The organism is Picosynechococcus sp. NKBG15041c (assembly GCF_055380235.1).
Window position 1 is genome coordinate 1,142,679 of record NZ_AP040363.1, and the last position, 13,432, is coordinate 1,156,110.

15 protein-coding genes are annotated in these 13,432 nt (G+C 50.6%); 11 read left to right on the plus strand and 4 right to left on the minus strand.

Features of this window, described 5'->3' with window-relative positions:
* Positions 1-16: 16 nt before the first annotated feature.
* From ACZ45B_RS05615 to mnmH, 3 genes are all read left to right on the plus strand, one after another.
* Positions 17-1,540: a helicase C-terminal domain-containing protein gene (locus ACZ45B_RS05615; protein WP_024544509.1), complete on the plus strand. Its 1,524-nt coding sequence runs from the start codon at positions 17-19 to the stop codon at positions 1,538-1,540.
* Positions 1,541-1,651: 111 nt separating this feature from the next.
* Entirely contained in the window at positions 1,652-1,900 is a 249-nt protein-coding gene (locus ACZ45B_RS05620) for a hypothetical protein (protein WP_024544508.1), read from the plus strand.
* A 106-nt stretch (positions 1,901-2,006) separates the two neighbouring features.
* Entirely contained in the window at positions 2,007-3,074 is a 1,068-nt protein-coding gene (mnmH, locus tag ACZ45B_RS05625) for a tRNA 2-selenouridine(34) synthase MnmH (protein WP_024544507.1), read from the plus strand.
* A 93-nt stretch (positions 3,075-3,167) separates the two neighbouring features.
* Here the strand turns inward: mnmH and ACZ45B_RS05630 are convergent, their stop codons facing one another.
* Positions 3,168-3,392, minus strand: a complete 225-nt coding sequence (locus tag ACZ45B_RS05630; protein WP_024544506.1) for an indolepyruvate ferredoxin oxidoreductase subunit alpha — start codon at positions 3,390-3,392, stop codon at positions 3,168-3,170.
* Between the two features lie 170 nt (positions 3,393-3,562).
* Here ACZ45B_RS05630 and ACZ45B_RS05635 point away from each other — a divergent pair, with 170 nt between their 5' ends.
* Genes ACZ45B_RS05635 through ACZ45B_RS05645 form a run of 3 tightly spaced genes read left to right on the plus strand, consistent with a single transcriptional unit; the run spans position 3,563 to position 5,219 of the window.
* Complete coding sequence (locus ACZ45B_RS05635) at positions 3,563-3,943, plus strand: phasin family protein (RefSeq protein ID WP_024544505.1); 381 nt, start codon at positions 3,563-3,565, stop codon at positions 3,941-3,943.
* Positions 3,944-3,956: 13 nt separating this feature from the next.
* Entirely contained in the window at positions 3,957-4,616 is a 660-nt protein-coding gene (locus tag ACZ45B_RS05640) for a DUF2301 domain-containing membrane protein (RefSeq protein ID WP_024544504.1), read from the plus strand.
* 3 nt (positions 4,617-4,619) lie between these two features.
* Complete coding sequence (locus tag ACZ45B_RS05645; RefSeq protein ID WP_024544503.1) at positions 4,620-5,219, plus strand: L-threonylcarbamoyladenylate synthase; 600 nt, start codon at positions 4,620-4,622, stop codon at positions 5,217-5,219.
* A gap of 110 nt (positions 5,220-5,329) precedes the next feature.
* Here ACZ45B_RS05645 and ACZ45B_RS05650 read toward each other — a convergent pair whose 3' ends face one another.
* A complete protein-coding gene (locus tag ACZ45B_RS05650; protein WP_024544502.1) occupies positions 5,330-6,742 on the minus strand; it encodes a hypothetical protein in 1,413 nt (470 codons plus the stop codon).
* 228 nt (positions 6,743-6,970) lie between these two features.
* Between ACZ45B_RS05650 and ACZ45B_RS05655 the strand changes: the two genes are divergently transcribed.
* The 3 genes from ACZ45B_RS05655 to ACZ45B_RS05665 all read left to right on the plus strand — a co-directional run bounded on the left by ACZ45B_RS05655 (position 6,971) and on the right by ACZ45B_RS05665 (position 8,605).
* A complete protein-coding gene (locus ACZ45B_RS05655; protein ID WP_024544501.1) occupies positions 6,971-7,912 on the plus strand; it encodes a hypothetical protein in 942 nt (313 codons plus the stop codon).
* A 191-nt stretch (positions 7,913-8,103) separates the two neighbouring features.
* Positions 8,104-8,322 (plus strand): TA system antitoxin ParD family protein, encoded by a 219-nt coding sequence (locus tag ACZ45B_RS05660; protein WP_024544500.1) that lies wholly within the window; start codon positions 8,104-8,106, stop codon positions 8,320-8,322.
* Positions 8,309-8,605 (plus strand): type II toxin-antitoxin system RelE/ParE family toxin, encoded by a 297-nt coding sequence (locus tag ACZ45B_RS05665; RefSeq protein WP_024544499.1) that lies wholly within the window; start codon positions 8,309-8,311, stop codon positions 8,603-8,605. Before ACZ45B_RS05660 ends, ACZ45B_RS05665 begins: the two co-directional genes overlap by 14 nt.
* An 87-nt stretch (positions 8,606-8,692) precedes the next feature.
* Here ACZ45B_RS05665 and ACZ45B_RS05670 read toward each other — a convergent pair whose 3' ends face one another.
* Positions 8,693-10,237: a S8 family serine peptidase gene (locus ACZ45B_RS05670; protein ID WP_315862106.1), complete on the minus strand. Its 1,545-nt coding sequence runs from the start codon at positions 10,235-10,237 to the stop codon at positions 8,693-8,695.
* 200 nt (positions 10,238-10,437) lie between these two features.
* On the opposite strand from ACZ45B_RS05670, the gene ACZ45B_RS05675 reads away from it, so the two are divergent.
* Positions 10,438-12,024, plus strand: coding sequence for a glucose-6-phosphate isomerase (locus tag ACZ45B_RS05675; protein ID WP_024544497.1), 1,587 nt, complete (start codon positions 10,438-10,440; stop codon positions 12,022-12,024).
* Between the two features lie 23 nt (positions 12,025-12,047).
* Here ACZ45B_RS05675 and ACZ45B_RS05680 read toward each other — a convergent pair whose 3' ends face one another.
* Positions 12,048-12,599, minus strand: coding sequence for a DUF4334 domain-containing protein (locus ACZ45B_RS05680; protein WP_024544496.1), 552 nt, complete (start codon positions 12,597-12,599; stop codon positions 12,048-12,050).
* 255 nt (positions 12,600-12,854) lie between these two features.
* Here ACZ45B_RS05680 and ACZ45B_RS05685 point away from each other — a divergent pair, with 255 nt between their 5' ends.
* Positions 12,855-13,418 carry a Uma2 family endonuclease gene (locus ACZ45B_RS05685; protein ID WP_024544495.1) on the plus strand — a complete coding sequence of 188 codons (564 nt, stop codon included), beginning with the start codon at positions 12,855-12,857 and terminating at the stop codon, positions 13,416-13,418.
* Positions 13,419-13,432: the final 14 nt, after the last annotated feature.

The window sequence follows — 13,432 nt, forward strand, 5'->3', positions numbered from 1 at the left end:
CCCGCAACGTAACACCATGATGGAAGCTCAGGTTCACCAAATCCTTGTGGCGATCGCCCGTGATCAGCAGAATACCCCCTGGCCCCATCACCTCACCCTGGCGCGGCTGGTGGCCCGGGGCCTCCGGTTGGGTCGTTCGGCCCTGATTCAAACGCGGACTGGCATCGAAGACTATGCCCTCAGCTATCTCACCCCTGCTCTCCTCGCCACCAAACCCGTGGTGATCGTTGTGCCGCCGCTGTTATTGGACTGGTTAGCCCGGCAGGAAATTCCCCGCCTACAACGCTTACTCACCACAGATCGATCCATTCAGATCCTCGACGGCAATGAGCTCGCAGACCTCGGCCCAGGGATTACCCTCATGACCCCGCCCCAATGGTTTGCGGCCATGACAGGCGATCGCCCTTTGCCAGCGGTGACAACGATTCTTAATCCTGCCGATGAGCTGTGGCGGTGGGCCCAGGATTTTTATTGCCGACAACTGCACCTCGCGGACTGGGAAGCTTTAGCAAAAGCCAATCCAAGTCAGCGGGAGTTTATTCAGCGGCAATATGACCAGTTAAAGACAGCCCTCTTGAGGCGATCGCCTAATCCCTACCACTGCTATCCCCTTGATCTAAATAATCAAGACAACCTAACCGCTTGCCTGGGCTTACCCCAACTGCCTTCCCCGTGGCACACCTTTCGAGAGACTTGGCGGCAAGTAGAAAATGCTCCTTTCTGTTGGGCACAGTTGAATCGACAGAATGGACAATTTTTGCTCCAGGTGGCACCGCAGAATTTGGTCCCACTCCTCGCCCCCCTCTGGCAACGGCAGCCGACTATTTTTATCGGTGGTTTCCTCGAGGCCGAACGCCAAGCCCCCAGCTTTTCGGCCCAGATGGGTTTTGAGCCCGAACAGCTCACCTATGTGGACTTCGCCCCGCCCCGTCAACAGCATCAGGTGCGGGTTTATCTTCCCGAAAAACGCCTGCCTCTACCGAATACGCCGGAGTTTCAAGGGGCCTTATTAGCCCAATTGCGTCACCTCATCCGGAGCCATCTGCACCAAAATCGGCCCATTGTCCTGTTAATCAATGATGTGCCCCTCCAAGCTCAGATGGGTGCAGCCCTCGCGGCGGAGTTTGGGTCTCGGGTCAAGGTGGAAGTGCCTGATCCCCAGGCAGACAGCATCTTGATCTGCGGCTGGGCCTTTTGGCGATCGCTGACCGACCCCCTCTTTTATGGGCAAACCATTCACTTTCCGTTACCACAACTGCTGGCGATCGCTACCCTGCCGCTTCCCTCTCCCGAAAATCCCCTGGTGGCTGCCCGAGTCGCCCAATATAAACAAAAACGTCAGGATTGGTTCCGCCTCTACCTACTGCCCACAGCCCTCCAGGCACTGCAACGGGCCACCTACCCCCTCCACCAGGAACAGAGCATGATCGCCATTTTGGATAACCGGATCAATCACCGTGCCTATGGCAAACAAATCCTGAATGCCCTCCAGCCTTGCTCGGTCTGCAACTACTTGGAACCAGATTGGTTACAGCCTTAAAGAAGTAAAACCCATTTTTTATTACAAAAGTCAATTTACTTGTAACAATTTGCAATATTTTGTAATGTTGTGTTATGATTGTGGCTGTAGACAAGCAAGCAGGTAAGTTCTATGACGACCGATTTTGAATACACCCCCAAAAATCTCTTCACGCCGGTAATCTTCCGTCAAGACTTCCAGGATGCGACCCTTTCGGCCACCCAAGCCTGGTCTTTGTTCTTCTCGGCTGGTCAAGAGGAGAATCTCTTTGGCCAAGAAAAAGAAATTGGCTGGTTTTATAACAATGTGATCCTCGCTGGCGGTGTTGCCTTTGCCCTCGCGGCCATCTTCTTCAGCGCCCCCTTCTCGATTCTGTTCTAAGGCGCAGCGCTTCCCGCATATCTAGCTAAACCAAGAGGCAGCCCCAGGGCTGTCTTTTTGCTATGGTGGAAGCTTGGTTTACCGTCAGTAGGCAAGTTAGGTGGCGATGGCTCCCCCAATTCACAGCACAGATAATCCTTGGGACAGCGATTTTCGAGGCTATACCCAGATTATCGATGTGCGATCGCCGGCCGAATTTGCCGAGGATCATATTCCTGGAGCCGTGAACTTTCCGGTACTCAGCAACGAAGAACGGGCGATCGTCGGCACAATCTACAAACAGCGATCGCCCTTCGAGGCGCGAAAAATCGGCGCGGCCCTCGTCTCGAAAAATATTGGCCATCATTTAGAACATCACTTTTTAGACCAACCGAAAACATTTCATCCCCTGATCTACTGCTGGCGCGGCGGCCAACGCTCCAATAGTTTCGCCACGGTACTCAGTCAAATTGGCTGGCAAACGACGTTGCTCACCGGCGGCTACAAAACCTATCGCGACTACGTACGGCAAAGCCTTGATGAATTGGGCCAAAATCTGTCTTTGCGCATTCTCTGTGGCTACACGGGCAGCGCCAAAACAAAATTGCTCCAAGCGCTGCACCAGGAACATTTTCAAGTTTTAGACCTGGAGGCGATCGCCTGCCATCGGGGTTCACTGCTGGGGCAAATGTGGACAGAAACTCCCCAGGCCCAACCGTCCCAAAAGTGGTTTGAATCCCAGCTTCTGGCAAAATTAAAAACCTTTGATCCAGCCCGGCCCATTTGGGTGGAATCAGAGAGCAAAACCGTTGGCAATGTCCATCTACCAAAAACCCTCTGGGAAAATATGGGGCGATCGCCCGTGGTGGAAGTGGCCCTACCCCTCGCCGAACGAGTCGAGCTACTCATGGCGGAATATCCCCATTTAATCGAGCAGCCCGCCATTTTAAAACAGCTCCTCGGTCATCTCAGCGCCAAGTACGGCAAGCGCAAAATACAAGCATGGTATGACCTCATCGATGGGCAACAGTGGCCCGAGTTTGTCAGCGCCATTCTCCAGGAACATTACGACCCCACCTACCGGCAGTCGCTGCCCCGCCATTTCCAAATGCCACAAAAAACGATCCTTCTCGAAAATTTAGCGCCCCAAAGTATCAAACGGTTTATCGAGGCGATCGCCTGTTTTGAGCCATAATCCCTACAAAAAAATCCCCCTGACTCTCCTACTCTCAAGGGGAACTTAGGGGGGCTCAATGCTGCCAACAATTTTCACTGAATCCAAGCAAACCTAGGGCGTACGTTGCAATGTCGCATTTTCTTCAGGAATAATGGCCCCTTCCACTGGGCACACCTGCACACAAATGCCGCAGTCAATACACACATCAAAATCAATCCAGTACCAATCGGTCCCCTTTGCATTTTTACCAGGGCCATCATGGATACAAGCCACCGGGCAAGCTTCCACACAATCAGCAATACCTTCACAAACGTCAGTCACAATGGAGTGGGGCAAGGGTTTTTCCTCAAAGATGTACTTCTATTGTTAACGTTTGTAACCGATTCATTGTCCCAAGATCAATCATTCCCCAGGGATTCTGGGGTAAAGGCGATCGCCCCACTCCCTAAGTCCATCGATTATCCTAAGGGAAAAGATGCTGGATATTGAGTAAGGAAATTTAACCTATGGCTGGCTTCGGTGATTTAGTACAAAAAGCGTTTTACCTAGGGGTCGGTGCGGCTTCCCTCGCGGCCGAAAAAGCCGGATCCACCATCCAGGAGCTGCGGGAACAGGCCCAGACCCTGGCCGATGAAATGGTGCAAAAAGGAGAGATGAACGCCGAGGAAGCAAAAAAATTTGTCAATGATATGGTCAAGCAGGCCCAGCAGCGGGTTCCCCAGCAGACCACAGCAGAATCGACGAGCAAAGAACCCAAAGAACCGCGCCGTATCGAAATTCTCGATGATGACGCAGCCTCTGATAATCAGGCGGCGATGGACGAAGCGGAACGGCTGCGGCGGGAAGTAGAGGCACTCCAGGCAGAATTGAAAAATTTGAAAAAGTAAATGGTACAAATCCATGACTGATGCATCTTTTTCGTCCCCAGAGTTAGACATTTATCGTGGCTACTACGGAGAATTCACAATTACCGAGGGCGATCGCCGGGATGTTTTTCTCTATCGGCTCGGGTTGGCGATCGCGGCAGGCACATTTGCCCTTGGTACAATCTTGGCGCTCACCGCAGTCGATCAGAGTTGGGCACAAACCTTGGTTTCTGGGCTGTTTGTCCTATTCTGTGGCGGTCTAGGCCTCAGTCTGGCGAAAATCCACATTTACCTGATCCCGCTCCACCGATTACTCCAGGGGTTTTGGCTCATCGGTTGCGGCGCGGCGATCGCCTGTCGTCTGATTTTCCCCGAACCGTTACTGCTGACTGTTTTTAACCAACCCCAAATCCTCTGGGGCATCGGCTTCCTCTTTGCGGCGTTAACGGGCATTTTTTTCAAAGAGGGCTTTTGTTTTCGTCGCCTGGAAACAATGATTCTGACGCCCCTTGTGCCCTTTCTTTTGCTGGGTCACCTGACGGGATTGTTGCCCTTGGCGATCGCCCAAGTGGGTTTCGGGTTATGGAGCTTTTTATTTGTAATTTTTGCCGCCCGTAAGTTTAGTCAACCACCCGCTGACGACATTGGTGATAAAAGTGTATTTGATTACTTAAAAAAGCAAAAAGCGACCTAAGCAATGCCCCTTGTTACTGCTGCCCAGCTCATCGCCCACGTTAACCAAGGCCAGGTGGTGAGCTTCCCGACAGATACCGTGCCCGCCCTTGCTGCAAAACCAGATGCCGCTCCCCTGATTTATCAGCTCAAACGGCGATCGCCCGATAAACCGCTCATCCTCATGACGGCTGCTTTGCCAGAAGTTTGGGACTATGTGGTGGGCAGTGAGGCAGAAAAAGAACACTGGCAGGCGATCGCCCAGCAATATTGGCCGGGGGCTTTAACCCTCGTTCTCCCCGCTTCCGAAAAAGTCTCAGCCGCAATGAACCCGACCAATTCTGGCACCATTGGGGTACGCGTCCCAGATTTAGACTTAGCCCAAGCTATTTTGCGCGAAACCGGCCCCCTCGCCACCACCAGCGCCAACCGCTCCGGCAGTGATCCCCTCGAATGGATGGGGGCGATCGCCTCAGAATTTACCGAAATCGGGGTGCTCGATTGCACAGCCCAAGAACAAATGGGCAAAATCGGCAGCGGCCAGCCCTCAACCGTGGCCCAGTGGACAGGAAAAGGCTGGCAGATTCTCCGTCAAGGGTCATTGGTGCTCTCCCCCCAACCCTGATGGGTATGGTCGAAGAAGTACAGCTCAAGAAAAATGTATGTTCAACTATTTCACACAAGGTTTTACCCGAGACGCATTACCCCCTAACTTCATCCAGAACAAATGGCAAACTACGGTAAACTGCCGCGCCATTGAATGACTTGCTCGGCTTGATGTTCCCCAAAGCGTCGTTCTGCCGTAATTTCTAAATCCACCACCATCCCGGACTGGAGATAATCGCGACTGATGGGTAAATCTCCTAGGCGCAGTTGGTATTCTGCACCAAGTTGCCGCACTGCTGTCGGTGGCAGTTGGCCACTGTAGCGGGTGTCATAGATGTAACCCTCCCGAAATTGGGGCTGGGGATTGCGGGTGCGGTAGGTGAGGTGAAACTGCGTGTCGAGCCAGTCACTATGGGGGCCAAGATCCACAATGTTAAAGATAAGATCATCGTTTCTCCCTTGGGGACCTTGGCGGATTAATTGGGTCGCATCACTGGCCTGCATTGCCCGGTTCACCTGAATCTGGAAACCGTTGCCCTGGGGTTGCACCCTATAGTCTAGCCAAGCTTCTCCTGATTGCTGCACGGCTAATTGTTGGCGATCGCCCAGGGTAAGGCTAAATTGTGCTTGGGTGAAAGCGGTTTGGGGTTGATTTGCGGCCCAGATTAATTGAATTGGGGCAGTCAACAGTTCAACATATTCTCGATAGGTGTCTGGCACCTGGGAACCGCTGGCTAATTGACTCCGTAATCCCGTTTGCGATCGCCAAATATTTTTGCTGAGGGTCGTTCCGGAGCGTTGTAAGGCTTCTAGGGAAATCGTCGTGCTGGGCTGATCCGTAGGAATTGCCGTCAAATTTTGTACCAGAGTCACCGTCCCAGGGTTGCCGTCTCTACCCCGTGCCCCATCCATTGCATTCTGTCCATTCCGTCCAGGGGTACAGTAATAGCGCTGTTGGGTACATTGCCGCTCTTGTTTGGGTTTTTCTTCGGGATTACCGCTGGAGACTTCCTCCAAATGACAGGTTTCTACGACCCAAGAAGAGTAAGGGCAGCCACAACCTTGGCCACCATAACCGCCCCGTCCTTCGATACCTCCGGTTCCACCACGATTATCCAAAAAAATCAGGCGGAGGTCCTGGGGCTGTTGGTAAAAAATGGTCACATCGCCACCATTGCCGCCGTTGCCACCGTTACCGCCCCGACCACCATCGCCCCCATCAGCTCCTCGAAGGTTATGTTCTGGGCGCTGCCAAAAGCTTGAACACCGGGCCGCTTCGCCATATTCCCCATCTGTACCAGCTTCGCCATCGCCGCCTTTGAGGTTGAGGGTTTGGGCAGTACCATCGGCAAAAATGATTTGATTTTGGGCCTGGTTGCCGGGGCGACCATCACGACCCGTCCGGCCATCGCGCCCCGTTTGTCCCCATGAGAAGGCGTTGTTGTAATAGGGATAATGCTGGGAAACCCCAGGGGCGATCGCCCCGACCATGATTACCCCGACCACAACGCTGCTAATTCCCGCCCAATGGTGCCACTTCATTGCGTTTGACCCCTGATTTGATCCGCCCGGATATCGCTCCGTGACGGGCTAGAAACTTCTCTAGTTTCCAGTGTACTCAGCAGTCCACTAGGCGATCGCCTAATTTTGGAAGGATTTTTTCTGCATAACACTCTACATTTAGCTATTTATACAGAAATTTTCTATATAAAAGTAATAGAGAGGACGCCATACGGAAATCATCCGCATAATACATAGTTAAAAGTCATCATGTACACCTTCACATACGAGAGTGCCCAATTTGGGCAGGAGCTTTCTCATCAATTTGCGATTGAGTCAGCTGGTGCTCGCTATTCGGAGGTTCAGCAGTTTCGGGCCCTGATGTCAGCGTTTGGAAAAATTTCTCCCCGGTTTTTGGTAGAGGAATATCATGGGCAGAAACATCAGGTCTATTTCAATGGCAGTGGGTCTTGGGGACGGAGCCCTGCTCGGTGTGAATTATGCGATGTGGTTATTCTTGCATACTCGTACACATCAGGATTTCGCGCTCGGGTCACATTTCTTCAGGCTAAGCGCTCTACAGAATTTCATGCGGGGGTATGCAGCAGCTTCCCCAGTGAGGCTGACGAACTGTCGTTTAAAGCCAATCTAGAACAATGGGATTTGCTCTCTAGGAGACCGGAAGTGCTTCCTGTTCCTCCTCTCATCGCCCAACCTCACATTCTCCAGGCAGCGATTCTTTCATCCGTTGGTTCATTCGGAGTGTTTCATCGAGGCAGCCGCAAGGATGTTGGTTTCTTTTATGCGTCAGCGGATCAGCTTCAGCCCGTGGCGCAAGGAAAAACCAAGTTTGGCCGTCTAAAGCTACCGGCCGCTTCACCATTAACACGGACAATTGGTGGCTACAAAGAAAGGATCTACTGCTGTTGCCTTCCATTGTTCGGTGCCGCTCTATACGAGTTGGAAATTGGCACTCCCATTGAACCTGCTTCTGATCACATCGCTAGAGGTCCAGGAAAATCCTCGTTGCGGGCTTGGGTTCGGGGGTTGCTACGATTTTATGTAGAACACAGCATACAGAGGTCCGATACATTACAGGAAATATTGAATGGGCTGGTCGACGATGAGCAAGAAGAAATCGAATTCTTTGAATCAGCGCCCTCGCTATTGGTGGTGAAATCGAATATGGACGCTGGTGAAAATGACTTCTGATAAATTGTCGCCTCAAACACCGCTGAACTCTGACGTTAAAATTTCGTGTGGAGGTCTACTTTTCTGAAAAGATCACATTATTTGACAAGAAAAATTAGGACATTGTTGCTGTCCACCAGGCGATCATTGGATTTTTGTTGCGAAATGCAATTTTATGATCCATAATGCAATCACCTAGTGGAGAGAATTGTATGTCTATTGCCGTTCGTATATCTAGCTCTTTGGCTATGAAAGCTAAAATTCGCTCAAAAGCCATGCATCGTTCAGTTGCTGGTCAAATCGAGTATTGGGCGAAAATGGGTGAAATTCTCGAAGATAACCCCGATTTGTCTTTTGCTTTTGTACAAGAAATCCTAATCGGTAAAGAAGAAGCTGAGAACTCTGAATTAATCCCCTATGAGTTCGAATAACAAGAAAATCGAAGTATATCAAACTCCCTCCTTTACTAAGAAAAAGAAGAAGCTTCGCAAAAATGAAATTGCAGACTTAGACAATGCGGTTAAAGCTATTATTGAAAACCCAGAAATTGGTATTCAAAAAAAAGGTGATTTAGCCGATGTGTGGGTCTACAAATTTAAAATGGCAAAGCAAGAAAATCTACTTGCTTATAAGTGGGACGTAGAAAAAAGAATTCTCATTGCACTTGGCGTCCACGAAAATTTCTATCGTGATCTGAAAAAGTCAAACTTTTGACAATGAGTTCGAGTACAAAACCCCAAAGCTTGCTCTGCTCAACATTAATGTTAAGAATTTAGTATGGCGATCGCCATACTGAAAAAGTTAGGGCGTTGTTGCTGTCCACCAGGCGATCGCATAATCTTGGCTAGCTTGATTAGCTTGCTCAGCATAGACAACCCGCACTTTGTACTTTCCTGTTTGCGGCACCGGACAAAAAATATGCTCCACACTATCGACGGGGCTAGTAGAGCGACAAACCGCCTCGCCTAAATCATTAGTATCAGCTGGCAAGAGATAGAGATTTAGATCATTCAGGCCGCGGTCCGTAAAGGTTTCCCCCACATCGTATTGGCCATTATTGTTGTTGTCATCTAAATCAACCCAACGATCCCAAGTGAGGGTCAAGGAGACGAAGGAATCCTGCTGGAGAGGGGTTGCAAGGCGATAGTCCTGAAAGCTACGGACGCTGACTTTGCCATAGTCCCAGCCCAGATTTGGCACTGGGGCCGCCGTTGACCATTGTCCGGCAGCAAACTGAGTATAGGCGCGGTAAGCGTTGAGTTGTCCTGTGCCCATTTCGATATCGAGGGGAATATCCGGATTGCTGTAGGCATCGCCTTCTAACCAAGTCTTATTACTTTTACTGAGGATAGTGCGGCTCATTTCCAGGTGTTTTCCGTCCCCTGTATCGGCAATTTTCTCGGCGCTATTGAGCAATATAGCTTTCATCACCTCATGGCGACGGGCATCGAGACTCCATTGATCGGCTTGGGCTTTCAGTTGGCGATCGCCAAATTCCTGCAATAGAGCAACAGTGCCGACAATATGGGGGGCAGCAAAACTAGTGCCGCTCACTTGATCCATTGTGTTAAAGGATGTGAGTAAATTTAGGCGGCTACCGGGGGCACTGAGGCTAATCGCACGGCGATCGCCCGCATTAATCTCATTGCGAATCAGGCGGCTACCACTGCCCACAGGTAAAGCACTGAGGTTCGCAAAATCAATTTTATTAAAGACATCTCCCTGCAATCGGGTAGTGTAGGCCGTCGTAATGCCGTTGTAATGATCCGTGGGAATAGGAATGCCACCACTGCCTTGGTTTCCGGCTACGACATGGAGCACATCATGAACCCGTGCGGTCCAATCCAAACACTGGGTTAAGAGGGCATTGCCATCTAAGGTTGGGTTCGGACGGGGATCACGACTGAGGGATTCCCCAAAGCTAAAGTTGATCGCCCGCACGTCTCCGCCATTTTGTTGGGTAATGTGCTGGGTTGCTAAGCATTCTTCTGGCTGAGCCGAATTCATAGTTGAACCGATCGCCGTCGAAAAAAGTCTTGCTTCTGGAGCGACGCCCAAATGGCGCTTATCGCGACCCACCATCACCCCAGCGACCATGGCGGCATGGTCATCGACATAGTCATCGGGGGTTGCCTGGGCATCGAGGACAAATACCTGGGACAGGTTCAAGTTAGGCCGCCAAGTGGCGCGTTTATCGAGGCCAAATTGTCCAGGACGGCCGATTTCTACCTGGCCGATCGCAATTTTGCGCCCCAAAAGGTCATAGGGTTCGCTGTGGAGGGTGGTGGCTTGGATGCCATTGTCACCGATAGAGGCATTAAAATCCTGGGCGATCGCCCGTTGCATTGGAGGGGCAAATCCTCCAAAAATCGTTAAACTGAGGGTAAATATGCCAAAAAGCGACTGTTTCTGCCTAAATCTCCCCATGATCTCCCGCTCTTAACCCAAAACTGAATACTAAACAATGTGAATTGCTACATAAATCGGCGCCAGCCTCTAGTTAAACTTAACGTAAATCATCCAAAAACAGTTTGAGAAGTTTAGATATGGATACCGCCGCACTCTGGCAACGTTACCAAGATTGGCTCTACTACCATCCGGAACTGGAGTTTTACGTCGATGTCAGTCGGATGGGCTTTGATGGAACGTTTGTCGATGGTTTAAAACCCAAATTTGAGAAAGCATTTCAAGATTTAAAGGCGATCGAAGCCGGGGCGATCGCCAACCCCGACGAAGGGCGGATGGTGGGTCATTACTGGCTGCGCAACCCAGATCTCGCTCCCAATGCCGAACTGAAAGCGGATATTGTTGACACCCTCGAAAAAATCGAAAAATTTGCCAAGGCGGTTCATGCTGGAGAAATGACCGCTCCCGGCGGCGCGAAATTCACAGACATTCTCTCCATTGGCATTGGCGGCTCGGCCCTCGGCCCCCAGTTCGTCGCCGAAGCTCTCGCCGCTGTTGATGCCCCCCTCAAGATTCACTTCATTGATAACACCGACCCCAACGGCATTGACCGCACCCTCGCCCAGGTGAAAGACCGGCTAAATACCACCCTGGCGATCGTTATTTCCAAATCAGGCGGCACCCCCGAAACCCGCAACGGCATGGTCGAGGTTCAGAATTTCTATAAAGCCCATAAAATTGATTTTTCCTCCCATGCTGTGGCGATCACCGGACTCGGTTCCAAATTAGAAAATGTGGCGAAATCTGAGCATTGGCTCACCACTTTCCCGATGCATGACTGGGTGGGCGGCAGAACCTCTGAGTTATCAGCCGTCGGTCTAGTGGCCGCCGCGTTACAGGGCATTGATATCCGAGCGATGCTCGACGGTGCAAAAATCATGGACGATGCCACCCGCATTCCTGAACTGAAACAAAATCCGGCGGCATTACTCGCCTTATCTTGGTACTACGCGGGCAACGGCAAAGGCGAGAAGGATATGGTGATTTTGCCCTACAAAGACCGCCTATTGCTCTTTAGCCGCTATTTACAGCAGCTGATTATGGAATCCCTCGGCAAAGAGGAAGACCTCGACGGCAATAAGGTCTATCAAGGGATCGCCGTCTATGGCAACAAAGGCTCCACTGACCAGCATGCCTATGTGCAACAACTCCGGGAAGGGGTGCCCAATTTCTTTGCGACATTTATCGAAGTGTTAGGCGATCGCCAAGGGAATTCTATCGATATCGAAAATGGCGCAACTAGTGGTGATTTCCTTAGTGGTTTTCTCTTGGGAACCCGAGAAGCCCTCTATGACAATGGCCGCGATTCGATCACCATTACCGTTCCCGATGTCGATGCCCGCACCGTCGGTGCCCTGATTGCCCTCTATGAACGGGCCGTCACCATCTATGCGTCTTTGGTCAATATCAACGCTTATCACCAGCCTGGCGTCGAAGCTGGGAAAAAAGCAGCGGCATCGGTCCTTGATCTCCAGAAAAAAGTGGTGAATGCGGTAACAACGAGTGAGTCTCCCCTGACCCTCGATAGCCTAGCGATTAAAGTCGGGGCAGTGGAGCAAATTGAGGTTATCTACAAAATTGTTCGTCATTTGTCTGCCAACGGTCGCGCGTTGAAATTAGAGGGCAATCCGGCTCAACCTAGTGCGCTAAAAATTAGTCGTCTCTAGGTTTAGAACGCCTCAAACCCAATCTATGGCTGACCTGTCACTCGCTCAAGGATAAAGAAAAATGGCTGGGTGGATTGCTTGAAATCCATCACGCCGAATACCTGACTTTCGTTGATTTTCCTGAAAGAATCATTAATGGGCAGGCAGTCATAGATCATGGTGGCGCTGACCTTGCCGCGATATTCCATCATTCGGAGTCTGGCTTGGCTTTTTTCGGTTTTAAATAGGCCATTGAGCAACTCCAGAAGCGGCTTAAAGGCAGGTTTTTTTGGCATGGGCAATTTCAAGACCATCTCCATGGTTTTTAGGTTGGGAGCTACTTTGAAAATTTCTCCCCGACGACCAGAAAAAAGCAGTGGATGTACGGTTTCTGGATCAATGAATTCTTTGCCATACCAGTTACTGAGTTCCAGGAGGCCATCCATCGGATGCCCTGTATAGATACCCCGTCCTCGCCAACGTCCCCACATAAAATCAAGATCAATGGTTTCGAGGCTGTCAAAGAGTTCAAGGGCTTGGTGGGTCGTGCCTTGACCTGTTTGTAAAATGCTTGATAACTCAGCTGCGGTCGTCATCGGATATCGCTCTCAATCGATTTTTGGAAGCCTTTCCATAGGCTAGCAAGAAATTAGGGTGCTGGCGGATCTTGAAACAAGCTGCCTTTCTAGGTGGGATGCTGGCGACATAGCAAGTCTTAATTTAGATTATTGGCCTTAATTTTTTATCGCGTTTTGAGGAGCTGGCAATAGGCGAACAAAACATCAATGCAGTGGGCGATCGCCCCAGAAGACATCGACTAAACTGAGGATATCAACACTCCCAGAAAAACCATGGTTGCCAATGCAGTTCGCTGGACAGTACAGGATCTCGAAGCCATGCCCGACGATGGCGGCTGGAAACGCTATGAAGTGATTGATGGAGAATTAATTGTGACCCGCGCGCCCCATATTTTTCATCAAGATGCGGCTGGTAATCTTTATTTTGAGTTAACTCAATGGTCGCGAAAATCTCAGCTAGGCAAAGCTTTTAATACACCGGGTGTAATATTTTCTCCGAATGATGGCGTGATTCCAGATGTGGTGTGGGTGAGCAATGCGCGTCTCGAAACAGGTGTGGATGAGTCAGGGCATTTTACCGTGGCGCCGGAACTGATGATCGAAATCCTTTCGGCGGGCAAACTGAACGAGCAGCGGGATAAAGAGGCAAAGCGTAAATTGTATTCGCTCTATGGGGTGCAGGAATATTGGGTGGTGGATTGGCGACTGAAAACGATTGAAGTCTATCGACGCAATCAGGCGCAGTTACAGTTGGTCTGCACGCTACTGGGGGATGATTCTCTCACTTCACCTTTATTGCCCGATTTTGCGATCGCCATTGATCAAGTCTTTCGCTAAGTTTGACTCTATCC